The organism is Marinobacter sp. X15-166B (genome assembly GCF_001752365.1).
Classification (GTDB): Bacteria; Pseudomonadota; Gammaproteobacteria; order Pseudomonadales; family Oleiphilaceae; genus Marinobacter.
The window spans coordinates 401,231-425,097 of sequence record NZ_MEIY01000001.1; the positions used below are offsets into that span (position 1 = coordinate 401,231).

27 protein-coding genes and 1 pseudogene are annotated in these 23,867 nt (G+C 60.6%); 12 read left to right on the forward strand and 16 right to left on the reverse strand.

The annotated features are described in order from the left end of the window. Positions 1-33 precede the first annotated feature (33 nt). The 5 genes from BG841_RS01915 to BG841_RS01935 form a co-directional block, all read right to left on the reverse strand. Positions 34-1,089: an NAD(P)H-dependent flavin oxidoreductase gene (locus BG841_RS01915; protein ID WP_070056115.1), complete on the reverse strand. Its 1,056-nt coding sequence runs from the start codon at positions 1,087-1,089 to the stop codon at positions 34-36. A 106-nt stretch (positions 1,090-1,195) separates the two neighbouring features. Then, the gene (locus tag BG841_RS01920) at positions 1,196-1,594 is read right to left on the reverse strand and encodes a DUF2007 domain-containing protein (RefSeq protein ID WP_228141570.1); all 399 of its coding nucleotides are present in this window, start codon (positions 1,592-1,594) and stop codon (positions 1,196-1,198) included. A 75-nt stretch (positions 1,595-1,669) separates the two neighbouring features. Continuing rightward, entirely contained in the window at positions 1,670-3,259 is a 1,590-nt protein-coding gene (locus BG841_RS01925; protein ID WP_070056116.1) for an ABC-F family ATPase, read from the reverse strand. Between the two features lie 132 nt (positions 3,260-3,391). Continuing rightward, positions 3,392-4,243 (reverse strand): DUF2059 domain-containing protein, encoded by an 852-nt coding sequence (locus BG841_RS01930; protein WP_083260152.1) that lies wholly within the window; start codon positions 4,241-4,243, stop codon positions 3,392-3,394. Positions 4,244-4,370: 127 nt separating this feature from the next. Further along, the gene (locus tag BG841_RS01935; protein WP_070058643.1) at positions 4,371-4,724 is read right to left on the reverse strand and encodes a DUF1428 domain-containing protein; all 354 of its coding nucleotides are present in this window, start codon (positions 4,722-4,724) and stop codon (positions 4,371-4,373) included. A gap of 137 nt (positions 4,725-4,861) precedes the next feature. Between BG841_RS01935 and BG841_RS01940 the strand changes: the two genes are divergently transcribed. From BG841_RS01940 to BG841_RS01950, 3 genes are all read left to right on the forward strand, one after another. Continuing rightward, entirely contained in the window at positions 4,862-5,551 is a 690-nt protein-coding gene (locus tag BG841_RS01940) for a lysozyme-like domain containing protein (protein ID WP_070056117.1), read from the forward strand. 73 nt (positions 5,552-5,624) lie between these two features. Continuing rightward, positions 5,625-6,512 (forward strand): chemotaxis protein, encoded by an 888-nt coding sequence (locus BG841_RS01945; RefSeq protein WP_070056118.1) that lies wholly within the window; start codon positions 5,625-5,627, stop codon positions 6,510-6,512. A gap of 51 nt (positions 6,513-6,563) precedes the next feature. Next, positions 6,564-7,673, forward strand: a complete 1,110-nt coding sequence (locus BG841_RS01950; protein WP_228141571.1) for an alpha/beta hydrolase — start codon at positions 6,564-6,566, stop codon at positions 7,671-7,673. A 30-nt stretch (positions 7,674-7,703) separates the two neighbouring features. Here BG841_RS01950 and BG841_RS01955 read toward each other — a convergent pair whose 3' ends face one another. After that, positions 7,704-8,219: a shikimate kinase gene (locus BG841_RS01955; RefSeq protein ID WP_070056119.1), complete on the reverse strand. Its 516-nt coding sequence runs from the start codon at positions 8,217-8,219 to the stop codon at positions 7,704-7,706. 136 nt (positions 8,220-8,355) lie between these two features. Here BG841_RS01955 and BG841_RS01960 point away from each other — a divergent pair, with 136 nt between their 5' ends. Both BG841_RS01960 and BG841_RS01965 read left to right on the forward strand, forming a co-directional pair. Further along, positions 8,356-8,757 carry a PA2779 family protein gene (locus tag BG841_RS01960; protein ID WP_070056120.1) on the forward strand — a complete coding sequence of 134 codons (402 nt, stop codon included), beginning with the start codon at positions 8,356-8,358 and terminating at the stop codon, positions 8,755-8,757. Positions 8,758-8,768: 11 nt separating this feature from the next. Beyond that, positions 8,769-9,725 (forward strand): PA2778 family cysteine peptidase, encoded by a 957-nt coding sequence (locus tag BG841_RS01965; RefSeq protein ID WP_070056121.1) that lies wholly within the window; start codon positions 8,769-8,771, stop codon positions 9,723-9,725. 7 nt (positions 9,726-9,732) lie between these two features. On the opposite strand, the gene BG841_RS01970 is transcribed toward BG841_RS01965, so the two are convergent. The 3 genes and pseudogenes from BG841_RS01970 to BG841_RS01980 all read right to left on the reverse strand — a co-directional run bounded on the left by BG841_RS01970 (position 9,733) and on the right by BG841_RS01980 (position 12,357). After that, on the reverse strand, positions 9,733-10,146 hold the full coding sequence (locus BG841_RS01970) for a LysR substrate-binding domain-containing protein (RefSeq protein WP_083260153.1): 414 nt from the start codon (positions 10,144-10,146) through the stop codon (positions 9,733-9,735). A gap of 4 nt (positions 10,147-10,150) precedes the next feature. Further along, positions 10,151-11,165, reverse strand: a pseudogene (locus BG841_RS01975) (aldehyde dehydrogenase family protein); the annotation flags it as partial. 34 nt (positions 11,166-11,199) lie between these two features. Next, positions 11,200-12,357, reverse strand: coding sequence for an iron-containing alcohol dehydrogenase (locus tag BG841_RS01980; protein WP_070056122.1), 1,158 nt, complete (start codon positions 12,355-12,357; stop codon positions 11,200-11,202). A 577-nt stretch (positions 12,358-12,934) separates the two neighbouring features. Between BG841_RS01980 and BG841_RS01990 the strand changes: the two genes are divergently transcribed. Further along, a complete protein-coding gene (locus BG841_RS01990) occupies positions 12,935-13,807 on the forward strand; it encodes a succinyl-CoA synthetase subunit beta (protein ID WP_228141572.1) in 873 nt (290 codons plus the stop codon). Between the two features lie 7 nt (positions 13,808-13,814). On the opposite strand, the gene BG841_RS01995 is transcribed toward BG841_RS01990, so the two are convergent. Beyond that, a complete protein-coding gene (locus BG841_RS01995; RefSeq protein ID WP_070056124.1) occupies positions 13,815-14,789 on the reverse strand; it encodes a CobW family GTP-binding protein in 975 nt (324 codons plus the stop codon). Positions 14,790-14,885: 96 nt separating this feature from the next. Between BG841_RS01995 and BG841_RS02000 the strand changes: the two genes are divergently transcribed. Together BG841_RS02000 and BG841_RS02005 are read left to right on the forward strand one after the other, a co-directional pair. Then, the gene (locus BG841_RS02000; protein ID WP_070056125.1) at positions 14,886-15,251 is read left to right on the forward strand and encodes a CidA/LrgA family protein; all 366 of its coding nucleotides are present in this window, start codon (positions 14,886-14,888) and stop codon (positions 15,249-15,251) included. Then, on the forward strand, positions 15,244-15,969 hold the full coding sequence (locus BG841_RS02005; RefSeq protein WP_070056126.1) for an LrgB family protein: 726 nt from the start codon (positions 15,244-15,246) through the stop codon (positions 15,967-15,969). The genes BG841_RS02000 and BG841_RS02005 overlap by 8 nt, the downstream gene beginning before the upstream one ends. Before the next feature lie 3 nt (positions 15,970-15,972). On the opposite strand, the gene BG841_RS02010 is transcribed toward BG841_RS02005, so the two are convergent. Beyond that, positions 15,973-16,845, reverse strand: a complete 873-nt coding sequence (locus BG841_RS02010) for a diacylglycerol/lipid kinase family protein (protein ID WP_070056127.1) — start codon at positions 16,843-16,845, stop codon at positions 15,973-15,975. Positions 16,846-17,073: 228 nt separating this feature from the next. Here BG841_RS02010 and BG841_RS02015 point away from each other — a divergent pair, with 228 nt between their 5' ends. Further along, positions 17,074-17,346, forward strand: a complete 273-nt coding sequence (locus BG841_RS02015; RefSeq protein WP_070056128.1) for a YebG family protein — start codon at positions 17,074-17,076, stop codon at positions 17,344-17,346. 103 nt (positions 17,347-17,449) lie between these two features. Here BG841_RS02015 and BG841_RS02020 read toward each other — a convergent pair whose 3' ends face one another. After that, positions 17,450-17,995: a porin family protein gene (locus tag BG841_RS02020; RefSeq protein ID WP_083260154.1), complete on the reverse strand. Its 546-nt coding sequence runs from the start codon at positions 17,993-17,995 to the stop codon at positions 17,450-17,452. Between the two features lie 173 nt (positions 17,996-18,168). After that, positions 18,169-18,954, reverse strand: a complete 786-nt coding sequence (locus tag BG841_RS02025; RefSeq protein ID WP_416202609.1) for an enoyl-CoA hydratase — start codon at positions 18,952-18,954, stop codon at positions 18,169-18,171. Between the two features lie 207 nt (positions 18,955-19,161). On the opposite strand from BG841_RS02025, the gene BG841_RS02030 reads away from it, so the two are divergent. The 3 genes from BG841_RS02030 (at position 19,162) to BG841_RS02040 (ending at position 22,479) form a co-directional block, all read left to right on the forward strand. Continuing rightward, positions 19,162-21,042 carry a methyl-accepting chemotaxis protein gene (locus BG841_RS02030; RefSeq protein ID WP_070058646.1) on the forward strand — a complete coding sequence of 627 codons (1,881 nt, stop codon included), beginning with the start codon at positions 19,162-19,164 and terminating at the stop codon, positions 21,040-21,042. Positions 21,043-21,341: 299 nt separating this feature from the next. Continuing rightward, positions 21,342-22,007 carry a hypothetical protein gene (locus BG841_RS02035; RefSeq protein WP_070056131.1) on the forward strand — a complete coding sequence of 222 codons (666 nt, stop codon included), beginning with the start codon at positions 21,342-21,344 and terminating at the stop codon, positions 22,005-22,007. Positions 22,008-22,068: 61 nt separating this feature from the next. Beyond that, positions 22,069-22,479 carry a glutaredoxin family protein gene (locus tag BG841_RS02040; RefSeq protein ID WP_070056132.1) on the forward strand — a complete coding sequence of 137 codons (411 nt, stop codon included), beginning with the start codon at positions 22,069-22,071 and terminating at the stop codon, positions 22,477-22,479. Positions 22,480-22,501: 22 nt separating this feature from the next. Here the strand turns inward: BG841_RS02040 and BG841_RS02045 are convergent, their stop codons facing one another. The 3 genes from BG841_RS02045 to BG841_RS02055 all read right to left on the reverse strand — a co-directional run bounded on the left by BG841_RS02045 (position 22,502) and on the right by BG841_RS02055 (position 23,866). After that, positions 22,502-23,200 carry a glutathione S-transferase N-terminal domain-containing protein gene (locus tag BG841_RS02045; protein WP_070056133.1) on the reverse strand — a complete coding sequence of 233 codons (699 nt, stop codon included), beginning with the start codon at positions 23,198-23,200 and terminating at the stop codon, positions 22,502-22,504. A gap of 24 nt (positions 23,201-23,224) precedes the next feature. Beyond that, on the reverse strand, positions 23,225-23,584 hold the full coding sequence (locus BG841_RS02050) for a YdbL family protein (RefSeq protein WP_070056134.1): 360 nt from the start codon (positions 23,582-23,584) through the stop codon (positions 23,225-23,227). A 66-nt stretch (positions 23,585-23,650) separates the two neighbouring features. Further along, a complete protein-coding gene (locus BG841_RS02055) occupies positions 23,651-23,866 on the reverse strand; it encodes a YnbE family lipoprotein (RefSeq protein ID WP_070056135.1) in 216 nt (71 codons plus the stop codon). Position 23,867 lies beyond the last annotated feature (1 nt).

The following is a 23,867-nucleotide window of genomic DNA, read 5'->3' on the forward strand; positions in this document are numbered from 1 at the left end:
CAGCCGGGGGCATGGTGTCATGCCCCGGCTTGTTTACGGCTCCTGCATTTCACCCACCAGCACCCGCACCAAGTCTCCAGCGGGCATTTCCCGTGCCAGCGGCACACCTTGCCCCGCCCAGTGCGCGTTAAACTGCTGATTACCCTGTTTTCGGGCCGCAGCCCGGAGGGCCTTGCCTGCGTGATACACCATCGGGTAACCGGGCAGCTCCGGGGCGTCGGCGCCATCGATGTCCAGCCACCAGCGATCCACAAGACCCCGTGCCGGCCGGCCAGAGATCACCGACGTAATACGCGTCCGGTCGGCGGTGGCCCCCTTGAGAGCCTCTCGATAGCTTGCGTCCGCCGCCGACTCGGGGCACAACACAAACGCGGTCCCCATTTGCACGCCGCAAGCCCCCGACGCCAGCGCAGCCCGGATACCCCGGCCGTCCATAATGCCACCGGCGGCAATTACCGGGAGGTCACAGCGACTGGCCAACACGCGCACCAAGGCCAACACTCCGTAATCCGGTTTGCCGGCTTCCGGCGAGAACACACCGCTGTGGCCGCCGGCTTCAATGCCCTGCGCCACTATGCCGTGCAGCCCCGCCGCGGTGATGGCTTCGGCTTCGGCCAGGCTGGTGGCGGTTGCCAGCAGACGAATTCCCGCCGTTTTCAGGGCGCGAATCCAGCCCGGGTCGGGCAACCCAAAGTGAAAACTGACCACTGCGGGTTTTTCTGCCAGCAGCATGGCCAGCATCGGCTCGTTGTCGACAAAACTCGGATAGGCCGCTTCCAGACGCGACGGAGCTGTGGCGCCGAACTCGGCAAAATATGGTGCCAGATGAGCCAGCCAGCCGGCCTCGACTTGCGCATTCGCAACGGCGGGGCGGTGGCAAAACAGATTGACATTAAAGGGCTGCGACGTGAGCCGACGGGTGTGTTCGATCCACGCCTGTGCCTGGGCCACACTGCTCCCGCCCAGACCAATCGAACCCAGGGCGCCGGCATTGGACACCGCAGCGGCCAGTTCCGGGGTGGACGTGCCGGCCATTGGCGCCTGAATAATGGGGTGTGAAACCTTGATGATGCTGTCAAAGCCCGCCATGTTACCGCTCCTTGCATTACACGCTGAAGCTGCAACATACCACCCGGAGGCACCCGGCGAAATCACCCAGATCAATACGTCCGTTTTAGTGTGACGGGAACCCGCATCATACCAGCAGCACAAGCAACGCCAGAGTTACCAGCACCACCAGCAAAAAACCCAGCGCGTAATCATCAATCCGGGGGTCACCGGAGGCCCGCCCCGGAGCGGTGCGGGGTTCGCCTTCGTACTCATCGATCAGTGCCCGCGCCTGCTTCAAATCGACGTCGTCCACCATCACGTTGGTGAATTCCCCGGCGCCGATTTCCCCCAGCGCCCCCTGCAGGTAATGCCCGCTGACATGGGCTGCAATGCCTTTGGTGCGCAGCATCCCGGCCACGATGTGGGCCTCGGTCAAATCCTGTGCCCGGTAAGCAATCTGCATCGGCTCTCCACTGGCAGCAGCGGCGCTTTGGCGCCACCGGTCGGACAGGTTCAGGGTGCGGGTCTGCAAGACCGCGGTCATTGATACGAAGGTCGTGTACTAGGGAAAGTATTGTCCGGCGACACGGTTTTTGCCACCGGACGGACCGCATTGATGCTAGGCGACGTCAGCCTGGCTGCGCAGGTAGTCGTCGTAACTGCCACTGAAGTCGGTGATACCATCGGCGCTCAGTTCAACGATCCGCGTCGCCAGTGAGGACACAAATTCGCGGTCATGGCTGACGAAAATCAGCGTACCGGGGTAATTTTCCAGCGCCAGGTTCAGGGCTTCGATGGATTCCATATCCAGGTGGTTGGTGGGCTCGTCCATCATCATCACGTTGGGTTTTTGCAGAATCAGTTTGCCGAACAGCATCCGTCCCTGCTCCCCGCCGGATATAACCCGCACTGATTTGCCGATATCGTCACTGGAAAACAACATGCGCCCCAGGGTGCCGCGTACCAGTTGTTCGCCGCCGGTGGTCCACTGGGCCATCCACTCAGTCAACAGCAGGTCGTCGGCGAAATCGGCGGTGTGATCCTGCGCGAAATAACCCACCTCGGCACTGTCGGTCCATTTGATCTCGCCGTCGTCCGGCGCCAGGTTGCCCGCCAGACACTGCAGCAGGGTGGTTTTACCAATCCCGTTGGGGCCGATGATGGCGACCCGCTCCCCGGCTTCAATCTGCAAATTCAGGTTGCTGAACAATGGCACCCCATCAAAGCCTTTGGTCAGGTTTTTGAGGGTCACCGCCTGGCGGTGCAGCTTTTTTTCCTGTTCGAAACGGATGAACGGACTCACCCGGCTGGACGGTTTGATGTCTTCCAGCTGAATTTTGTCGATCTGCCGGGCCCGGGAAGTGGCCTGTTTGGCTTTCGACGCGTTCGCCGAGAAGCGGCTGACAAACGACTGCAACTCGGCAATCTGGGCTTTCTTCTTGGCGTTATCCGCCATCATGCGCTCACGGGCCTGGGTGGCCGCGGTCATGTATTCATCGTAGTTGCCCGGGAACAGACGCAACTCACCGTAGTCCATATCGGCCATGTGGGTGCACACACTGTTCAGAAAGTGGCGGTCGTGGGAGATGATGATCATGGTGCTGTGCCGTTCCACCAGGATCCCCTCCAGCCAACGAATGGTGTTGATGTCCAGATGGTTGGTCGGCTCGTCCAGCAACAGCACGTCGGGATCGGAAAACAGCGCCTGGGCGAGCAACACCCGCAGCTTCCACCCCGGTGCCAGGGCGCTCATCGGGCCGGTGTGCTGGTCCAGCGGTATGTCCAGCCCCAGCAACAATTCGCCGGCACGGGATTCGGCAGTATACCCGTCCATTTCGGCAAACTGCACTTCCAGGTCCGCCACCGCCATGCCGTCTTCTTCGCTCATTTCCGGCAAGGAATAAATCCGGTCGCGCTCCTCTTTGACCCGCCACAGTTCCTCGTGCCCCATGATGACCGTATCGATGACGGTGCAGTCTTCATAGGCGAATTGATCCTGACGCAGCTTACCCAGACGCACGTTGGGTTCGAGCATTACCTGCCCGACGGACGGCTCCAGATCGCCCCCCAGGATTTTCATGAAGGTGGACTTGCCGCAGCCATTGGCACCGATCAATCCGTAGCGATTACCGTTGCCGAATTTGACAGAAACGTTTTCAAACAGAGGCTTGGCCCCGAATTGCATGGCGAGATTAGCAGTGGAAATCAAGAGAGGAACCCATTCACAGTGAGGCGCAGCCGGGCGGCCGGCACAGAAAGACGGCGATTGTACAGGTTTGCAACCCCGTCTGTCAGGCAGGAAAAACCCCGATACTCTGCCGGATCGTTACCGATCGGAGTACTAGCCCGGACTGAACAGTTTCATTAACTGGCCGCTCAGAGTCTCGATGGGCTGGAGCACGGCACTCTGGATGCTGCCGGTCACAACACGGCTGAAATCGGCGCCGTAGGCGGACTCCAGAAACTCGATGTACTGTTCCAGTTCAGCCGTGCTTAACGCCTCATAGGTGTACAGGTATGCGCCATAAACCTGCTCCTGCACCAGCGTGCGAATGGCGGAGCGCTGGTGTTCCACCTGCTGCCGAAGCTGCTCGAACCCGGCCCCGGTGCCGCCGTTCAGAGCGGCCAGCGCCGACGCCATGCCCAGCTGCACGGCAATGGCGGTATCCACCGTACTTTCAGTGGCTCGGGAGGCCGTATTGAAACGCTCGAACAGCTGCGCCCGCCGGCTCCCCTGATACTGCTTTTTCAAGGCCCCTGCTGCCGTCTCGATACGCTGCCAGGCCACCGGACTGGAGGCGTCCACTTCTGCCTGCACCACTTTTTGGCCCAGCGGGGTCGTGTACCATTTCTGCACGTTTTCCAGCTGCTGGTCGCTCAGGCCGGCATCCAGATCGCGCACAATCTGCGCACGAATACGGGCGCCATTGATGGTGCTGCCGACTATATTGGCCACGGTGTCCGCAATAAACGGATCCACTTTTCCCAGCTGTTTCAGACCATCCCGAATGCCTTTACTCATCATGGCCGGATACTGCTGCACCACCTGATCCAACGGCGAGGCCTTGACCACTGCCTCACTCAAGGGACTGGCACGCAGGGTGGTGGCGACCACCATCAGGGACATCAGCCACGCCACCGCGACCGGGACTCGGGCGGCACAGCTCACTGTTCGGGATAACACGTCTTGCATGGCACTCTCACTTTTGCACGATTGGAGTGCTGTTTATGACACGGACCGTCACAAAAGTAACGGCGGATCAGATGACAGTTTGGTAAGCGTTCGCCCCGAATCAGCCGGTTACCACAGCAAGTACATGTTACAATTCAACAATGGGTTCGAAGCCGCCATAGATCAAACGTTTGCCATCAAAGGGCATCGGATTGTTCTCGGGCTGCAGCCGTGGATCTTGCATGACGCTGGCCATCCCCGCGTCCCGTACCGCCTTGGACGGCCAGGTAATCCACGAGAACACCACGGTTTCATCGGCCTTGCATTGCACTGCCAGAGGCAAGGACGTCAGGGTGCCTTCCGGCACGTCATCGCCCCAGCACTCGACAAAGTTCACCGCGCCGTGCTCCTTGAACACCGCGCCGGCATCGGCAGCGTACTGCCGATACACCTCTTTATTCGCCGTGGGCACGGCGGCCACAAATCCGTCGACGTAAGACATAGGCTTATCCTCCCGTTGGTCCGGACGCGCTATAGTGTGCGCGTCGATGCCATCATCGCTCAGTTTCCCCATGGCCGGGAAGTCCTTTTATGATGGCGTCACACTTCGATTAACGGCCACCGACGCCAAGGGGCTTCATGAACAGGTCTGCCCGTAAACGCCGCAACACCCTGCACCCTGCGCTCTACTGGTACGGATTGCCGGTTGCCGGCTTGCTGGTGGCGGTGTGGGCCACCCTGAGTCTCAGCCTGCTCGCTCCGGCTCCGCCCCGGAATCAAGACGATCTGTGCGAAATTTTTCGGGAGCAGCCCGGTTGGTACGACTACGCAGCGGCATCTGAAACACGCTGGGGCACCCCCATTGCGACCCAGATGGCATTTGTCTATTACGAATCGTCGTTTCGCAGCCATGCCCAACCACCCAGAACCAAACTGTGGGGCGTGATTCCCTGGGTACGCTCTTCCTCAGCCTACGGTTACGCCCAGGCACTGGACCCCACCTGGGGGGATTACCTGAATGCCAATGGCAAGGGGCTGTTCGTGGTACGCACCCACATCAAACACGCCCTGGACTTCATTGGTTGGTACAACCATCTGACCCACCGGCATCTGGATATCCCCCTCACCGATGCCCAGCACCTGTATCTGGCTTACCACGAAGGCCGCACCGGCTATCGGCGTGGCACCTACAACGCCAAACCCGCCGTGGCCCGACTCGCCCGGCGGGTGGCCTCGCGCGCGCGTCAATACAACGCACAACTGGGAACCTGTGAGCAGGAATTTCAATGTTGGCGGTTTTATCAGTTCTGGCCATTTTGCGGGGATTAGCCTTGAAGGTTTACGGGAGCTGCGGCTTCTCTTATATTCTGTCCCACCTTTGCATCTTTAGTAGGGTCCATTTATGTCCCGTAAAACCAGACAGTTACAAAAGCTTTTGTTGTTTCGACTGGCGGATCAGCGCCTGTTCGGCCTGGGCACACTGAAAATCCGCGAAATACTGCCCACCATGCGGCTCACCAAGCTCCCCCACAGCCACCCCGCGGTTATCGGTTCGGCGACCTTTCGCGACTCGGTGGTGCCGGTGATTGATATGGCCGCGGCCGTAGGCTACCCACCACTGACTCCGGAGGAACGGGCCGGCGCGTCCATCATCGTCACTGACGTGCAACGCCGGGAAATCGGGTTTATGGTGCGCGGCGTGCAGCAAATCGTCGACACCGACTGGCAGGCGGTCACCCCTCCGCCCAAATCCCTCGGCAGCAAAGCCTTCATCAGCGGCTTGCTGGATCTGGAGGGCGACATCATCCAGCTCCTCGACGTGGAACTGCTGCTGGCCAAGGTCTATCCGGAATCCCTGCACAACCAACAGGTTTCCCTGACCGATGCCCAGATCGACTCGCTCCGGGCCCTGCATATTCTGTTGGTGGATGACTCGCTGGTGGCCCGCAAACAACTCTGTGATGCTCTGGACAGCAAAGACATCGGCTACCAGGTGACCACCAATGGCGACGACGCCCTGAATTACCTGCTCGAAGTTGCGTCCAGCGACAAGCCGGTGGACATACTGGTCAGTGATATTGAAATGCCCGGACTTGACGGGTACGAACTCACCTTCAATGTGCGGGATAACACCTCCCTGCACCAACCCTACGTTATCCTGCACACCTCTCTGAACAGCGAGATGAGTTTGAGCTACGCTAACCAGGTAGGGGCCAACGAAGCGCTGACCAAATTTGACGCACAAGAACTGTTGCACGCCATGCTCCGGGGGGCCCCGCCCTCGCACTGAAAACAGCCACCGTCAGGTGGCTTGTTGTCCGTCTCTGCTGGAGAGCCATTAGTGATCGCAATCTGGGTAACCCTGACGCTCGCTGTCTTGTTGGTTGTCACCACCGGCTTTTTTCTCGCCAGCTTTTTGTTCTTGCGGAGCCATGATCATTCGTATCTGGATGCCGGGCCATCGCGCCCCCGGTCCGCGCCCCCGCAAACCGGCCCAACACCCAGCCCGGCCCATGAGGACGTACTCGCCACCGTCGCCAGACTGATAGATTCCAGCCGGGGGCTGAGGGGCAAGGCGCGGCTGCAGGCCATGCGCTCGGCGTTGGAGAGCCTGAGTGACGGTAAATCCTTCACCAGCCGCCGGCGTCCGGTGAATGAACAGGGGATCAGGGGAGAATGGGTGGTCGCGCCGGAGAGTCGCCCGGATCACCGGATTCTGTACATCCACGGCGGTGCCTGGGTGGCCGGCAGCCCTAAAAGCCACCGCGCTATCACCGACAAGCTGGCGCGCATATCCGGTGCGTCGGTGTTCGTACTGGATTACCGGCTGATGCCCGAGCACCGGTTTATGCAGGGCATCGAGGATTGTCGCAACGCCTACCGCTGGATTCTCGAGCAGGGTCCCGATGGTCCGACAGCGGTCACTTTCCTGGCCGTGGCGGGCGACTCGGCGGGAGGCAGCAATGCCCTCGGACTGCTGGCATGGGCCAGAGATCAACGCTTGCGCCAGGCCGACGCCGGCATCGCCCTCTGCCCCTCCACCGACCTGACACTCACCGCCCCCAGCCTGCGCACCAATCTGCGCACCGATCCCATGCTCGGGCCCGCCCTGGGCGCCCTTGCCTACATCCCCAAACCGGTGTTGTGGTGGGCCACAATGCTGGGCACCCGCACCGCCCCGACCAACCCCGTCGCCTCACCGCTCTACGGTGATCTCGCGGGCCTGCCGCCGATTCTGGTGCACGCCAGCGAGGCTGAGATGCTGCTGGATGGTGCGCGCCGTTATGTGGCCAAGGCGCAGGCCGCCGGATCGCCCGTGGAGTTGCAGACCTGGCCCCACATGGTCCATGTGTGGCACTTTTTTACTCCGGAATTGCCCGAAGCGGAAGATGCCTACGAAAAAATCGCAGCGTTTCTGCACACCCATCGCAAGCACGCCGACGCAGGCTGAACCCCGCTGCACCGGCCCGGGCACACTCGGTTACCGATTCGCGTGCAGCTCTGCCAGCACTTCCTTACACACCTGGTCCTGGGTTTTGTTCGCGCCGCGAATCACCAGGTCCGCATACCGGGCATACAGCACCCGGCGCTCTGCGAACAGCTCTTCGAGACTCTGCTCGGGGCGCTTGGAAATGCCCCGCAGACTGAAGTCGCCAATGCGTTCGCGCACCGTCGCCAGCGGTATATCCAGATAGACCACCACGCTTCTGGTTTTCAGGTGTGCCATGGCTTTGCTGCTGTAGACCGCACTGCCACCGGTGGCGATCACGTGGCCGCGCACATTCAGCCCACACAACACCTGCTCTTCAACCTGGCGCAGCGCCTCGTAGCCTTCCTGGTCGACGATCTCCTGCAGGGCGCGACCGGTGTGCGTCTGGATCAACACATCGGTGTCCACAAAATCCAGCGCGGCTGCCTTGGCCAATACCACGCCGACCGTGCTCTTGCCTGAGCCGGGCATACCTATCAATACTATATTTCTGAGTGGCGACGGCATAACTACATTCTTCGTTGGTACAGTGCATTACCAGGTCTTAATCCGGCATGATCGGAAACCTGCCCACAAGCGTTTACACTAGCGCAATAAGTGGTTCAATAACATAGCTGAACAAAGGAATCCCAGGAGCAGATTCATGCAAGCAATCAGAGCGTATACGCAATCGATTTCCACCCTCATGGCGCTGGTCATGATGCTGACGTCGGTGTGGGCCCTGCCAGCCTCCGCCAGTCTGGTCGGCACCGGCGAACTGCTCACCGAACAGCGTGCAAACATCGACCGCCAGGCCCTGATGGACATGCTGGAACGGGGCGACGTGCAAAACACCCTGGCCACTCTGGGCGTGGGCGAGCAGGAGGTGCGGGACCGGATCCAGAGCCTGACCCCGTCCGAACTGGCGGATTTCAAACAGCAACTGGCGGAAGCACCCGCCGGTGAAGGCGTTGTCGGTGTGATTGTATTGTTTCTGCTGGTGTTCATCGTCACCGATATGCTGTGCGCAACCGACATCTTCCCGTTCGTCAACTGCATCCGGTAACCGACCGCCCGATGTATCCGGCCTGTTCCCAACCGGTCCGTTTCCTGCTGGCCGCACTGCTGGGCGTGTTGCTCTCGGGGTGCGCCAGCAGCCCCCCATGGCCGCCGGATGCCTCTGCAACAATCCTCACCCACGTCCCCTTTCACCCCCAGGAGCAATATCAGTGCGGGCCTGCTTCCCTGGCAATGATGCTTAATGCCCAGCAGGTCGATGCCAGCCCGGACGAGCTGATCGAGCGGGTCTACCTGCCCGGCCGCAAAGGCGCCTTGCAGGTGGAAATGGTGGCGGCCGCCCGCCAATACGGCATGCTGGTATACCCGCTGGCACCGGACCTTGCCAGTGTGCTGGCGGAAGTGGAGGCCGGGCACCCGGTGCTGGTGCTGCAGAATTTGCGCTTCAACTGGTGGCCCCAGTGGCATTTTGCCGTGGTCATCGGGTTCGACGGAGACACGGAAGCCCTGATTCTTCATACCGGCACCCAGGAGCGTTACCGCCAACCTGCGGCGGCTTTTATGGCCACCTGGAACCGGGCGAACCGTTGGGCCCGGGTAATCCTGCCCCCCGGTCAGCTGCCGGCGACCGCGCAACCGCTTCCCTATCTGATGGCCGCCCACGACCTGGAAACCACCCGGCAAACCGGCGCCGCCCAATCGGCCTATAGGGCCGCCCGTCGGGCCTGGCCAGACCAGCCCGCCGCGCTGCTGGGGCTGGGCAACATCGCCTATGACCAGGGCCGGTGGGCCACAGCGGTGGACTATTACCGCGCCCTGACCGAGCGGTTCCCTGACCTGGGTGCCGGCTGGAACAATCTGGCCGAGGCGTTACGGAAACAGGGCTGTCCGGTCGCAGCTGCAGCGGCCTCGCGCACCGCGCACCGGTTGGAGCCTGACCGTTTCCCGCCCACCGCAAACGATCCTCCCGGCACCGATCCAGCGGGGTGCTGCCCCGCGCCGGACCGGCACTGCTGAGCGGGCTTCAGGGCCCCGGCGCGCCGCCCTCGCGTTCCAGTTCCGCCTCCGCTACCAGCCAGCTCCGAAAGATTTCGGCGTGGGGATGGATATACTTATGGGCGGGGCGCACCAGATGAAAGGCTTCGGCGGTCGGTACCTTGTGGGCAAACGGCGCCGTCAGCAACCCTCGGCGGATCATATCGTCAACCAGACAAGTACGGCCGAGGGCAAAGCCATCGCCACACTTGGCGACTTCGAGCGCCGAGATGAGTGTGTCAAACTGGATTTCCTGGGCAAAACAGAGGTCGGCCAAACCCGCCTGATCGAGCCAGTGCCCCCAGCCTTCCTCGTACCCGATAACGTGCAGCAGAGTCTGTTCGCGCAATTGTTCGCTGAGCTCCGGGTGCGCTGAATCAGACAGGCCAGCCTGCGGCTGCACTCGTTTACTTCATTGTCGGCATCGAGAACTCGACGCCCTCGCGTACACCGGCGGAGGGCCAGCGCTGAGTAATCGCTTTGCGACGGGTGTATAAAGCGCACCCCGTCCGGCCCGTAGGCGTGCAAGTCGCCAAACAGGGAGCGTTTCCAGCCGCCAAAGCTGTGATAAGCCACCGGCACCGGCAGAGGCACGTTGACACCGACCATGCCCACCAGAATGTTATCAGTGAAATAACGGGCGGCTTCGCCATCGCGGGTAATCAACGGTCCAAAATCATTGCCGGGCTCGTCGTAGGCCCCCACTTTGAGGGTCTTCATCGCCTCGGCCATCTTGGCCACCAGGGCGTCGCCCGCGGCATCCCCCACTGCAACCGCGACCGACAGCGCCATACAGCGTTCGCCCGAGGAGCCAAAAGCTGCCCCCAGCAGCTGGTTCACCGCGTTATCCATGTCCGCATCGGGCATGATAATGGCGTGGTTTTTGGCTCCGCCCAGAGCCTGGCACCGTTTGCCGTGCGCGCTGGCGGTGCGGTAGATGTGTTCGGCAATCGGCGTTGAACCCACAAAGCTGACCGCCTGGATGCGGGCATCTGTGAGCAGCACATCCACCGCTTCCTTGTCGCCATTAACCACGTTCATGACGCCGTCGGGCAAACCGGCTTCCTGCAGCAGCTGGGCGATGAACAGCGCGGAGCTGGGATTGCGTTCCGAGGGCTTGAGCACAAAACAGTTGCCGCAAACGATGGCCATGGGGTACATCCACAGGGGCACCATGGCCGGGAAGTTAAACGGGGTGATGCCTGCAACCACGCCCAGCGGTTGCAACTCACTCCAGGTATCAATGCCCGGGCCGACCCTGGGACTGTGCTCGCCTTTCAACAGTTCAGGTGCACCGCAGGCGTACTCAACATTCTCGATGCCCCGCTGCAGCTCTCGCAGGGCATCGTGTTGAATCTTGCCGTGCTCCTCACCGATCAGGCGGGCAATCTGTTCCGCATTCTGTTCCAGCAATTCCTTGAAGATGATTGTCTAACCGGTTGGCCGGCTGCCGGTGTCACCAGAGTTGCTGGTACAGCTCGATAATCTCATCGGCACTGGGTACCCGGGGGTTATTACCCGGTGAACCGGACTGCAGGGCCTGCTCCGCCATGGTCGGCATGAGGCGGAAAAATTCGTCCCGGTCGATGCCAAACACCTCGGGTGTAGGCACCTCCAGTTCGTCATTCAGGGCATACAGCTCGGCCATCAATTTGTTGTTGGCCACATCGTTGCTGTCTTGTTCCGAGGCCACCCCCATAGCGCGGGCACAGTCCGCATAACGGGCGGCGGCGGCGGGAATGGAAAACTCGGTAACCGCAGGCAGCAACATGGCGTTGGACATGCCATGGGGCACGTGGAACGCGGCACCAATCGGGCGGCTCATGCCATGCACCAGCGCGACCGAGGCGTTGGAAAAAGCAATGCCGGCCAGGGTGGAGCCCAGCATGACCTGCTCACGGGCACGCTGGTCGGTACCGTCATGGAACACCCGGCGCAGGTTGGGGGCAATCAGGCGCATCGCCGCAAGCGCCTGGCTGTCGGTATACAGACTGGCCTTGCGGCTGACGTAAGCTTCCATCGCGTGCGTCAAGGCATCAATGCCGGTATCCGCGGTGGTGCGCTTGGGCAGGCTCAGGGTCAGACCATAATCCACCAGCGCCGCCACCGGCATGAACCCCACCCCCATACACATCATTTTTTCGTCGTTGGACTCATCGGTAATGATGGTAATCCGGGTCACTTCCGAACCGGTCCCGGCGGTAGTGGGTATGGCAACAATCGGCAACCCTTGTTCGTTAACGATACGCGGAAATTTGTAATCCCGCATGGTACCGCCGTACTTACCCAGGATGCTGATGGCCTTGGCGCTGTCGATGGGACTGCCGCCGCCCAAGGCAATGATGCTGTCGTAGGCACCGTCGCGCACTTTGGCCACTCCCGCCTGAATGGAACTGACGGTGGGTTCCGGTACCGTGTCATCGAAAACGTCCGCCGACAACTCACTGGCAGCGAGGCACTCCTGAATGGCCCGGGTGTAACCCAGTTGTACCATCATCTTGTCGGTGATGATGAGCGGGCGGCTGCAGCCCAGGCTTGCCAGCACTTGTGGCAATTGCCGGGAGGCACCGTCGCCGATTTGCAGGATGCGCGGTAGAATGACTTGGGTAACCATAATTGCTTCACCTGTGTCTGAATCAGAGCCTTCCCAGCGGGGCCGAGGCTCTGGGTATTGTTGTTGAGTCTCAGAGAGCGCCTGGAGCAGCGGCCACGTCCGATTTGCCCACCTGGGGTTGAGCGGGGGCTGACACCCGGACGGGTTGGGGCTGCCTCCCTGTTATAGCCTCATCGCGCAGGGATTTAAACAGCCCGTAGATTGCCAGGATCAAAATGACTGAAAACGGCAGCGCCGCAACGACGGTGGCGGTCTGCAGTGCACCCGCCACCCAGCCAGCGTCGGCTACAGCGAAACGGAAATCGACTCGATGATTGAACGCAAGATCGCCGGACTCAACTGGAGCAAGGAATACCTCCCCAGTTAAGCAACCCATCACAACACCGGTCACCGCCCACAACCCGCCAGCCCCACGATGGGGCTGGCTTTCTTGTGACAAGCGATTACGCTTTTATCTGCAGCCGTGCTAAACGGCCCGCTTGGTTGCATTGCCCCTGACCATCACCCGGGAATCATAGCCATAGGTATCCGATCCGCAGTCATACCAGGCAAGCTGGCGCGCGCCCTGCTGGTTCTGGTGCTCCTGCCGTTATTTTTCATCGGCGGCCCGGACTGGGCCGACGGCCCCTTCTATAAGGCCCTGTGGAATTTGGGCCACATCCTGTTCTTCGGTTTGCTGACCCTGGTGCTCCAGCCGCAACGCTGGCTGGGTGGCTGGCGTTTGGTGACCGTCACTACGGGCGCGGTGCTGGTGGCTGGCGGGCTGATCGAGTGGTTGCAGGGCAGCCTCGACCGGGCGGCCGACTGGCACGATATGGGGCGCAACCTGATCGGTGCCTGGCTGGTGCTGGCATGGGCGCACAGGCCCCGCAGGTCCGCCACCGGTGTGGGGCTGGCCCGGCTTCTGGTGACCGCACTGCTGTTGTGGGAACTGGGGCTGGTTGCCGTCATCGGTCTGCGGCAGTGGCAGCTGGCGATTCAGCTGCCACTGCTCTACGATTTCGCCCAGCCGGATCCGCAGCGGTTCTGGGACGGCCAGGTGCAGCGATCCACCAGATACAGCGGCCTGAGCGACCGCGAGTTCAGCCTCAGAGTTGAGCTTGACACCGAGCGATACTCGGGGGCATCCCTCGACAATCTGGCCAGTGACTGGCGGGACTATCGGCACCTGGTGCTGATCCTGTACAACCCGGATCAGGACCCACTGGCCATGACCTTGCGCATCAATGACCGCGCCCACGATCGGGGGAATAACGCCTATGAGGATCGTTTCCATACCCGCCTGGTCGTGGCGCCCGGCCTGAACCGGTTTGCCGTCCCGCTGACCGATGTACAGCAAGCGCCGGCTGGCCGCGCAATGGCCATGGACGCCATTCGCCGGCTGCTGCTGTTCACCTCCCGCCAACCGGCACCCAGAACGGTGTACCTGCTCGACCTGAGACTGCAGTAAACGCCATTCAGTCACGGTCTCTGACGAGGTTTTGCAGGCGCCTGGTCAGCGCGTCGGCATCCATGGGGTGGGCGCTGATGGCTTCGAGCCGGCTCAGAGCGGTGGCCGTGGTTGCCCGCACGGTGACCGCACCGTCACTGCTGTTGATCGTGCGCCAGCCAGCGCTGGTGCGCACCACCGCTTTGAACCGTGCGAAACCAGCCTCCCCGACCAGGGTCAGCAAGCCGCGCTCGTCCAGGACAATACTGGCGGGCAAGCGCCAGCCAACGCTGAAATAGCCCTGCCCCTCGTTGGTCAACACTTGCCATGACGCCTGCGTCACCGGCGCCGCTGTCGCTGGCTGCGGGTGCAGATGAGATTCCGGGGTGGCAACCCGGTTCAGCGCACTGGCGCCCTCCAGCCACGCAAGATCCAGGCGTCCCTCGCGGGTGTGAAAGACCGCCCGTTTTGCAGGGCTCACGCGGGCCGCCCAGGCGTCGAAATGCGCCAGCTGGGCGGCGTCACACACATCGGTTTTGTTGGCCACCAGTATATCCGCCGTGGCGACCTGATCCTGAAACTGCACACTGGCCAGCACCCGGGGCTCTTCGAGCCGCCGTGGATCCACCAGACACAACACCGGACCCAATTCCAGCACGTTGCGGTAATGCTCCCCCGTCAGCGTGGCGAGGACCTGGGCGGGATGGCCCAATCCGGTCGGTTCGATCAGCAGGCGGTCGGGGCGTGCCTGTCTGATCAGCCGGTTCAGCCCGACTTGCATCGGCAGGCCCGCCACACAACACATGCACCCGCCCGGGACCTCGTGCACGAACGCTCCCTGTTCCTGCAGCAATGCGCCATCGATACCGACTTCACCAAACTCATTGACCAGCACGGCCCACACCTCGTGGGACGGTTTTTGTTTGAGCAGCTCAGCAATGGCGGTGGTTTTACCGACCCCGAGAAAGCCGAGGACAAGTGTTGTGGGTATGGGGGATTTCATAGAACGGGGTCACTCAGGTCAGGTTTATCAGCCGGGGGCATGAAAATGCTATGATACCGTCTCTTGCCGGTAACCATGCGACCTGAATACACGCTTATGCCAATACTTCGTGGGTTTTTATATCTGCTCGGTTTTTTACTGCTGGGTGAAACCGTCCGGTTCGTTTTCAACTGGCCCATCAGTGGCGGTGTGACCGGGATGCTGCTGATAACAGTCTGGTTAATGGTCTCAGGCACCGTCAGTACCGACCTGGCCAACGCCAGTCAACAGCTGATCTCCATGCTGATTTTGCTGATCATGCCGGGGGTGGTCGGGGTTTTCTTCATTGGCAATCAGTTTTCGGGACAATGGCTGGCGATCGGGGTTGCGCTGATGCTGGGCACCTTTCTCAGCGTATTGACCACCTTGCTGATGTTGCGTTACCTCGCGCCGACGGCATCCCGAGAGACTTCCGATGAATGACATTGCCAATCGCCTGAATGCCTTGCTGCCACATCTGTCGGGCACCCCCGCGCTGGCCATTGTACTGACGATCGCCGCTTACCTGGTCAGCATCCGCATCTTTCCCCGACTGGGGCAACCGGTCTGGTGTCCGCCGGTGTTGCTGGCGTCGCTGCTGCTGGCGGCGGCGCTGGTGGTCCTGTCCATCGACCACCGCGAATACGCCGCAAGTGCCAGCTGGATCAGTTTTTTACTCGGCCCTGCCACCGTCGCCCTCGGCATCCCGCTCTATACGCAGATGCGCCATATACGGGCCCTGTGGCGGCCCATAGTGGTGACCGTGCCGCTTGCAGCGACCTTTGCTGCCATTTACGCGGTGGTACTGGCGCACTGGCTGGGGGCGAACGACGAGGTGATTGCCTCCATTGCGCCCAAATCGGTGACCGCCCCGATTGCCATTGGCATTGCGGAAGAAATCGGCGGCTCGGTGCCCCTGCTCATGGGCGGCTTGCTGGCAACCGGCATAGTGACCACGCTGTTTGTGGATTTGCTGGCCGCCCGGGTGGGTGTGACCGACCACCGTTTGCTCGGCCTGACTCTGGGCATCAACGGCCACGCCATCGGCACTGTGCGCGCTTTTGAAATCAGCCCCTTGGCCGGTGCGTTTGCCTCGCTCGGTATGGGGCTGACCGGGCTGTTTACGGCCATCTTGCTGCCCCTGGTGATGCTGTATAGCTAGTGGTTATGTGGTGGTCACGATCTGTTCGCAAATCACGTTCAAACTCCGGGGCTGACAACGGATATCCACCGGCGTCTGCCCCATCACCTCACCATCGGCGGTAACCGTCTTGGGGGTGCGGGTATGGACCCGGCACCAGGGGCTTTTGATATGGATCAGGGTCGTCTGGTTTCGGGGCGACCGCCTCATGATCCGCACCGCCACAAAGGTCACCAGCAAGCGGACCACCGAACGGGGGTGAACGGCAATTATGTCCAGATGCCCGTCACTCACCGACGCTTGCGGAATTTCATTGCCGCCACCGTAAAAGGCCCCGTTGGCAATGGCCACCGAAAACCAGCGCCCCGACAAGTAGCCGGATTCGCTATGAATTTCTGCCCGGAAGCCCCGATAGGCGAGCATTTTGCGCAGCAAACTGACCCCGTAACTGAAACGCCCGAGCCATTGTTTGGCAGCCGTCGAGGCTGCGCGCGCCGGCCAGGTACCGGCACCCACATGGGCAACGTTCAGAAGCAGTTTGTCCCGCAGCCGTGCCACGTCCAATTGCCGGGTCGTACCTGCGGCGATCAGCTGACACAGAACGGCCGGGTCGTCGGGTAAACCGAGGTTACGGGCAAAATCGTTGGCCGTCCCGGACGGCAACACCCCCAGTGTCGCCCCGGTTGCCAGGCACAAGCCTGCCGCGCCATTCACCGAACCATCCCCACCTGCCGCCAAAATCACATCTTCCGCAGCGACCTGCGCAACCCACTGCTGATCCTGCAAGTCGCACCGTTTTACCCCGGTGATCCCCACCCCTTGCAGATGCGACTGCCAAAAATCGCCGTCGCGCTGGCCATCACCGGCATCGGGATTTGCTATCAGCCAGTAGTGCATTCACGGTCACCCGGATCTTTTCTGTGGATTCTCTCCTTCAGATAGCACCGCACCGCGCCGGATGCAATCATTCCCCAGCGGGCGCGGAACTGTACCCGAGGGACCGGAGCCGCCGAGCGCTCAAAGCACTGTATTAATATACAGCAAAATTGAGTAGACTCTCACCCGAGTCCAACGACGCTCTCGTCGATTCAGTGTAGCGGCGAGATACCCAACGGAGACAAGTTGATGGCTGTACAAGCACTGTATTACTCAGATAAGGATGGGCTGGAGATGGCACTAAAGCATGCTGACACATTGCTGTTTTCATCCAAAGCCGAAGCCGACGCCCGCGACAAAGTGCTCGAACTGGCGGAAGAAATTACCCAGTATCTGCACACCAAAGTGGACGGGCTGAGCGAAGAACTGGCCGAGCAGGTGGCGCTGGTGATTGCCGAGGATAAGGATCTGTTCGGCAAGGCGTTGCGAAGGCCCGCGTTACTGAACCAGAGCGGTGAGTAAAACCGGGCACCGGATGCAACACGTGGTTTGCAAGGGCGCACCCGCCCTTGCATCGTTGCGGTGATTCCAAAAAATGCGGGCGGCCCGGCTATCGCCTTCCGGCTTAAAACCTGAAATTCAACCCCGCGCTGACGCCTGACACCTGCACGTCCTTGCGGTCGTAATAGGAAGCGTACTCGACTGTTAGAGCCGCATTCTGGCTCAAGCTGACCTGCCCTCCGACACCATAGGAGAAGCTGGTACCGTCGTCACTGGTCGAAAAGGTTGCCCCCCCGAAGCTGGCTTCGGCCGATGCCTTCGCCTTGGTAAAGCCAGCCAGGCCGTATACGGAAACCTGGTCATTAATGGGCAGGTGACCTACCCCATAGACACCAAGCAGGTAGTCAATTTCCAGGGAGACTTTCACTCCCTCTACCGACGTTGAATCATCGCTCAACCCGGTGGCCAGACGCCCCTCCACCGAGAAATTGTTGTGCACGTAATGCCCAAGACGACCCACAAGCGCGGTGGGATTCAGGTCCTCTACATCTGGCTCATCCCACGTCAGGTGGGCAATTTGCACGCCAGCGTAGGTTGTATCTGTCTGATCGGCTACCGCTGGCACCGCGATAAAACCCGCCACTGCTAACGCACACAGTCTTGCTTTCATTTCTTTCCCTACTCGCTAATTAAGTCTATGAAAAATAGTAAATTATTATAGCGGCAAGGCGCCTTTTCAGGCCAGCGAAGCATGTTGCAATCCTGTAGCTATATAATACTGACTGTAAGTCGGCGTCGGTCACCAAACCCCATTGCCCGGTCCACCAGCCACGCGCGCCGGCGTTATTCATCCACCCAGTGCGGTGGACGTTTATCCAGAAACGCACTTATGCCCTCCCGGGCATCCCGGGCCTGCAGGTTGTCGGTCATTACCCGGGCGGTGTATTCGTAGGCGTCCGCGAGCCCCATTTCCAGTTGCTGGTAAAACGCCGCCTTGCCAATTTTCAGGGTGTGGGATGACTTGCCGGCAATGGTTCCGGCCAGCCGTTCCACGGTCGCGTCCAGCTCCTCATCGGCCACCACCCGGTTCACCAGTCCGATTTGTTCGGCACGGGTCGCATCGATCAGCTCCCCGGTCAGCAGCATTTCCATGGCGTGTTTCCGGGACACGTTGCGGGACAAGGCCACCATGGGCGTGGAGCAAAACAACCCGATGTTGACCCCCGGGGTGGCAAACCGTGCGGAGGCCCCGGCCACCGCCAGATCGCAACTGGCCACCAGCTGACACCCGGCAGCAGTCGCCACGCCGGCCACTTGGGCAATCACCGGCTTGGACAGATTGACGATTTGCTGCATCACCTGACTGCACAAGTGAAACAGGCGCTCCTGAGCTTCCTGCTGGCCGTAGTGTTCGCGCATTTCCTTCAGGTCATGGCCAGCACAGAACACCTTCCCTTCCGCCCGCACAATCACCACCCGGGTAGCATCGTCCCTGGCGAGCTCTGTGAATGCCTCGGACAAGGCCGCCAGCATCGTCATCGACAGACTGTTGCGGCGCTCGGGCTGGTTCAGGGTCAGGGTGGTCACCCCCCCGGGCTGGGCATGACAAATAACCGGTTGGACACTCATGAACATCTCCTCGTTGGGTTGCCGTTCCCGGAGCGATTGCCCCGTGTCGCACTCTAACCAAAAAGATTCCCTCAATTGCTTAAAGTTATCCTAACCCTCGCCGATAGTCTCTCCGCCTGCAACCCTGCAAGTAATAACCGACATTCAGCCCGACTGATTCAAGTCGTGCTTGTCAACTCGAAAACCAATAACCTTTGGGTGGTTAACGTGAAGCTCAACCTGTCCTGGCGTCAAAAATTCCTTATCCTCATTACCCTAACACCGATCGGTTTGGCGCTGATTGCCTGGGCGATCATTTACGGCCTGCAGACCGTATCGTCCGCTTACCAGTCTATTTACGAGGTTTCGCGCTACGAAAACGGTGCCAGCAACCTCGCCACCAAATGGAACGCGGTGGAAAAGCAGCTCTCCAATCTGTCGCAGAATAACCAGACTGAGATCCTGGCGCGGCTGGCTGAGCTGAGCGCAGACGCCGCAGCCCTGGAAAATCAGGCCACCCGACTGGCCGATCCCGACACCCTCAGCTTTGCCACCGCCATCCGTGAACACACCGAGCGCTACGCCTCCCTCCGACAGGTGTGGTTGCAGCAAATGAACGAGCTCGGGCTGTCCGAGACCGAGGGGCTGCGGCACGAACTGGCGGAGTCGCTGGCACCGCTCCGTAATATGCGCATAACTCTGATTGAACAGGTCATTGCTGATATTGTGAGCACCAGCAATGCCTACATCGACAGTCGCACGCCCGCTCTGGCAGATGGCGCCCGCCAGGCACTTCAGTCACTGGAAGAGATGGTTGAACAAAACAACTGGCATGACAATATAATTGGCAGCACCACCCTGGGTTACAGCGAAATCTACGCCCGGGTCGATGACCTTGTGCAGCGACTCGCGGCCACTGAAAGCAGCGTCGCACAGGCTGGCGACAACCTGCAGCAGCAGGTCGTGCTGCAAAGTGAATCCCTGCAGTCGGGTCTCATCGCGCGCACCCTGGAAAGTGCCGAGAGTGCCGCAGCGACGGCCACACGGGTCAGTATCGGCTCGATTCTGGTGTTTGCACCCCTGCTGGTGCTGGTGCTGTTCCTCACCTCCCGCACTTTGGTCAGCCAGCTCAACCGGGTGGTGGAGCTGCTGTCGCGGGTCTCCGGGGGTGATCTTTCCCAAAAACTGGAACTCGGCCACAACCCGAATGATGAATTCAATCTGCTCGGCCGGGCCACCAACCAGATGATCGACGACATAGGTACGTTGATGCGCGACTCCATCGCCGGCACCCGGGATCTGATCGAAGTGCATGGCGAACTGGACAACACCATCGTGCGTCTGGCTCAGAACGGTGAAGTGGTGGAATCCCAGACCATTCTGGCCGCGGCCGCCAGTCAGCAAATAGCGGTGACCCTTAACGACGTCGCCGAGCGCACCTCACAGGTGGGGGTGGCCACGCATGCCGCCAACGACTCCGCCCAGACCGGCGCGCAAATTGTTGAAAACAGTGTTACCTCCATGCGCCGTTTATCCACGGTGATTCAGGACACCCATGGCCACGTCAAACTGCTCAACGACGTCAGCAGCAAGGTGACCGGCATCATCAGTGTTATCAATGGCCTGGCCGACCAGACTAACCTGCTGGCGCTGAATGCCGCCATTGAAGCCGCACGGGCGGGCGATGCGGGACGCGGCTTTTCGGTCGTGGCGGACGAGGTCCGCACCCTGGCACAGCAGACGGTCGCTGCCACCACCAACATCGCCGCCATCATCGATGAGTTGAACGCCCAGACCATGAGCATGGACGCGCTGGCGACCAACGGGCTGGCAATTGCCCAGGAAGGTGAGCAGCATGCCTCCGAAATTGCGGACACCATGACGACGGTGACCGAATCCATCCAGTCCCTGAACGCCGAAATGGATCAGGTGGTGGTCGCGGTTGAAGAGATCTCCGTCACCACCGAAGACATTGCGCAAAAAATGGAGGAAATTCGTGGCCAGAGCGCCGAATCCCAGGCCATTGGCGATGAGCTGAGCAGACAAAACCAACGCCTGTCCGAACAGGCCAATGTCATTGCCACCAGTACGCGCCGCTTCAACGTATAGATCCGCCGCGACGCGCCGCCCCCTCGCGAGCCTTAACGGGCGCTCGGGCGAGGGGGCGAAACCCTTCCCCAAATTGCCGCCCGCGCCCGTTTGGTCGCGCTCCGGCCCGATCCGTCGGGGCTGAATACTCTTACTCGTGGTAACAAAGCGTTTACCTTTTTGCAACGGAACCGAGGCCCCATACGGACTATCTTGTCCGGTAGCCTCGAAAAAGTTCTTCTGGCAGACCCAATAACAATAACTCAGGGTATGCGGGTGACGACCTCAGACCCCTGCCCGCTGGACAAGGATGAATCTGCATGCGCGCGCCGGTAACCAATCTCAAAGAACGTCTGACCGCCCCCAACGATTCGCTTGCCTCGATCATGCCGTCCGCCATTACCCTGGCGATGATGCTTCGCCAACGCTCCATGGCGACCTGGCTGCGCGCCGAATTTCAGGGCTACGGGGACGATGCGGCCTTACCGCCCCACCGTCTGCACATTAAAGGCGAGATTATGGTCGAGTCTCCACAGTATGGCTGGATTCCAGCGCCCCTCAACGCGGCGCAGAAACGCGGTTACGACGGCGTGGATATCGCCGAAGGGATACAGGCTCTCGAAAAGACCTGCTCGAACAACAGAAGAGGCGGTAGCATTCAAATCGCCATGCCGCCCGCACAGGTGGCGGCCCTGCGGGCCCGGCTGAACCAGGGGGCTGAGCTGACGATGACCGTCCACCGTGATCAATTCAATGTCTTATTGCGCTCGGTTCGCGGCGCCATTTACCTCTGGGTCCGGGAACTGATTGACCAGGGCATGGGCGGTCCGCGCAACGCGTTCAACCCGGAGGAGCGCGCCGCCACCGCCCACCTGGATACCCCCGAGCAGTTTATTCAGCGCGCCATGGCCGAAGGTGCGGCCCTGCCCGTCCCCGGCGCTCAGGTGGCAGGCATACTCGACCGGTTATTTCGTCGCGCCCGTTGAGGCACGGTTTGGTATGATGGCAGCCCGGTAATTTCAGTGAACCAATATTCAGGGTCTGACCATGAGAATGTTTATCCGTTATTTCTTCCGCACACTGCGGTTGATCCTCACACCGTTTATGCTGTTGAGTGAAAAACTGACGACCCCAAAACCGGTGCAACGCCCTCCCGAAGAGCAGCAGGCTGTGGACGTTGCCTGCAGCCAACTCGCTCTGTACCAGTTCCGCACCTGCCCGTTTTGCATCAAAGTGCGCAAAGAAATCGCCCGCCTTGGCCTGACCATTGAGATCCGCGATGCCCAGTTTGACGGCGAACACCGCCAGGCTCTGGAGCAAGGCGGTGGCCGAATCAAGGTACCTTGCCTGCTGATTGAGCAGGATAACGGCGCGCCCCAGTGGCTGTACGAGTCCAGTGATATCAACGCGTGGCTGCGGGCACGCTTTGAGCCCCAGCCCCTGTCATCGGCCGGGTAGGCGGCGCGCCACCCAGGCGGGACTACTCGGGCACCACCAACCCCCGCTGCACCGCAGGCCTGTCCAGAAACGTATTCAGGGCACGTTGCACCTGTTTGAACTCACTGAAGCCGACCAGCTCGCCGGCTTCATAAAAACCAATCAGGTTGCGCACCCAGGGGAAGACGGCAATATCCGCAATGGAGTACTCATCCCCCGCCAGCCAGGTGTTATCCGCCAGCTGGCGGTCGAGCACGCTTAACAAGCGGCGTGATTCCGCCACGTACCTGTCCCGCGGACGCTTGTCGTCGATCTCTTTACCGGCAAACTTGTTGAAGAAACCGACCTGACCGAACATCGGACCGACACCGCCCATCTGGAACATCAGCCACTGAATGGCCTGATAGCGCAAGCCCGGGTCGGCAGGCAGCAGCTGACCGGTCTTGTCCGCCAGGTAGATAAGGATGGCTCCCGATTCGAACAATGGCAGGGGCCTGCCCCCCGGGCCGCTCGGATCAATCATTGCGGGAATCTTGTTGTTGGGGTTCAGCGAGACAAACTCCGGTGACAGCTGGTCCCGGGTGTCAAAACTCACTTTGTGCGCCTCGTAAGGCAGCCCCGTTTCTTCCAGCATAATCGAAACTTTGACCCCATTAGGCGTCGCCAGGGAATAGAGTTGCAGGCGCTCCGGGTGACTCGCCGGCCACTTGCTGGTGATGGGAAACGCCGTTAGTTCCGTCATAATCAACTCCTGAGATTGTAAACTTTACTTCCTGATCCAGCGGCCATTCACTTGAATGTACTGCCCGGCCGGTGTCTTATCGACCGCTTTTTGCCCCGCCAGGGTCTCTACCTGGTTGATCTCAATGCGGTTTTTTTCCGCAATTTTGGCGTAAGCATCACGACGGGCGCTGTTGATGGCTTCGGCTATCGCACGGCTGCGTGCGTCCGCCCCCACCGCCGCCAGATACCCTGACGGTGTTTCCCCCACCAAGCCCTGTCTCTTGGCGGATTCCAAAGCATTTTTGGCTTCTTCCAGACTCATGGCCAGAGCCGGCAGACTCAGACACAGCGCCAATACACAGGCACTGATTCGCGCACTCCATCCCGTCGCATGCGGTGTCATAGTGAACTCCTTGATACTCAATAGTTGTGCCACCTTTCCGGTGCTGCTACCCCCAGGACGGACGCGTCAGAACAGACCTTCTTCGTCAAACAGCGCGTCCACTTCCTTATCCACCTTGACGTAGATCTCATGCTGGATTTTTACGTTAAGGTTGACGGTGATCGGCTCTTTTGGCGCGGCCATCTGCACCGTGGGCGTGCAGGCAACCATCAACAATGCCAGTACTACGGCACCACCGAGCGCGGGCAAGCGCCGGGGCACCCTTGCAAACAGTTGTGTCATC

What these genes read in the sequence shown, in the direction of transcription:
- BG841_RS01915 (WP_070056115.1), bottom strand. Translation starts at nt 1,089, where the DNA reads ATGGCGGGCTTTGACAGCATCATCAAGGTTTCACACCCCATTATTCAG.
- BG841_RS01920 (WP_228141570.1), bottom strand. Translation starts at nt 1,594, where the DNA reads ATGACCGCGGTCTTGCAGACCCGCACCCTGAACCTGTCCGACCGGTGG.
- BG841_RS01930 (WP_083260152.1), bottom strand. Translation starts at nt 4,243, where the DNA reads ATGCAAGACGTGTTATCCCGAACAGTGAGCTGTGCCGCCCGAGTCCCG.
- BG841_RS01935 (WP_070058643.1), bottom strand. Translation starts at nt 4,724, where the DNA reads ATGTCTTACGTCGACGGATTTGTGGCCGCCGTGCCCACGGCGAATAAA.
- BG841_RS01940 (WP_070056117.1), top strand. Translation starts at nt 4,862, where the DNA reads ATGAACAGGTCTGCCCGTAAACGCCGCAACACCCTGCACCCTGCGCTC.
- BG841_RS01945 (WP_070056118.1), top strand. Translation starts at nt 5,625, where the DNA reads ATGTCCCGTAAAACCAGACAGTTACAAAAGCTTTTGTTGTTTCGACTG.
- BG841_RS01955 (WP_070056119.1), bottom strand. Translation starts at nt 8,219, where the DNA reads ATGCCGTCGCCACTCAGAAATATAGTATTGATAGGTATGCCCGGCTCA.
- BG841_RS01960 (WP_070056120.1), top strand. Translation starts at nt 8,356, where the DNA reads ATGCAAGCAATCAGAGCGTATACGCAATCGATTTCCACCCTCATGGCG.
- BG841_RS01965 (WP_070056121.1), top strand. Translation starts at nt 8,769, where the DNA reads ATGTATCCGGCCTGTTCCCAACCGGTCCGTTTCCTGCTGGCCGCACTG.
- BG841_RS01980 (WP_070056122.1), bottom strand. Translation starts at nt 12,357, where the DNA reads ATGGTTACCCAAGTCATTCTACCGCGCATCCTGCAAATCGGCGACGGT.
- BG841_RS01995 (WP_070056124.1), bottom strand. Translation starts at nt 14,789, where the DNA reads ATGAAATCCCCCATACCCACAACACTTGTCCTCGGCTTTCTCGGGGTC.
- BG841_RS02000 (WP_070056125.1), top strand. Translation starts at nt 14,886, where the DNA reads ATGCCAATACTTCGTGGGTTTTTATATCTGCTCGGTTTTTTACTGCTG.
- BG841_RS02005 (WP_070056126.1), top strand. Translation starts at nt 15,244, where the DNA reads ATGAATGACATTGCCAATCGCCTGAATGCCTTGCTGCCACATCTGTCG.
- BG841_RS02010 (WP_070056127.1), bottom strand. Translation starts at nt 16,845, where the DNA reads ATGCACTACTGGCTGATAGCAAATCCCGATGCCGGTGATGGCCAGCGC.
- BG841_RS02015 (WP_070056128.1), top strand. Translation starts at nt 17,074, where the DNA reads ATGGCTGTACAAGCACTGTATTACTCAGATAAGGATGGGCTGGAGATG.
- BG841_RS02020 (WP_083260154.1), bottom strand. Translation starts at nt 17,995, where the DNA reads ATGAAAGCAAGACTGTGTGCGTTAGCAGTGGCGGGTTTTATCGCGGTG.
- BG841_RS02025 (WP_416202609.1), bottom strand. Translation starts at nt 18,954, where the DNA reads ATGAGTGTCCAACCGGTTATTTGTCATGCCCAGCCCGGGGGGGTGACC.
- BG841_RS02035 (WP_070056131.1), top strand. Translation starts at nt 21,342, where the DNA reads ATGCGCGCGCCGGTAACCAATCTCAAAGAACGTCTGACCGCCCCCAAC.
- BG841_RS02040 (WP_070056132.1), top strand. Translation starts at nt 22,069, where the DNA reads ATGAGAATGTTTATCCGTTATTTCTTCCGCACACTGCGGTTGATCCTC.
- BG841_RS02045 (WP_070056133.1), bottom strand. Translation starts at nt 23,200, where the DNA reads ATGACGGAACTAACGGCGTTTCCCATCACCAGCAAGTGGCCGGCGAGT.
- BG841_RS02050 (WP_070056134.1), bottom strand. Translation starts at nt 23,584, where the DNA reads ATGACACCGCATGCGACGGGATGGAGTGCGCGAATCAGTGCCTGTGTA.
- BG841_RS02055 (WP_070056135.1), bottom strand. Translation starts at nt 23,866, where the DNA reads ATGACACAACTGTTTGCAAGGGTGCCCCGGCGCTTGCCCGCGCTCGGT.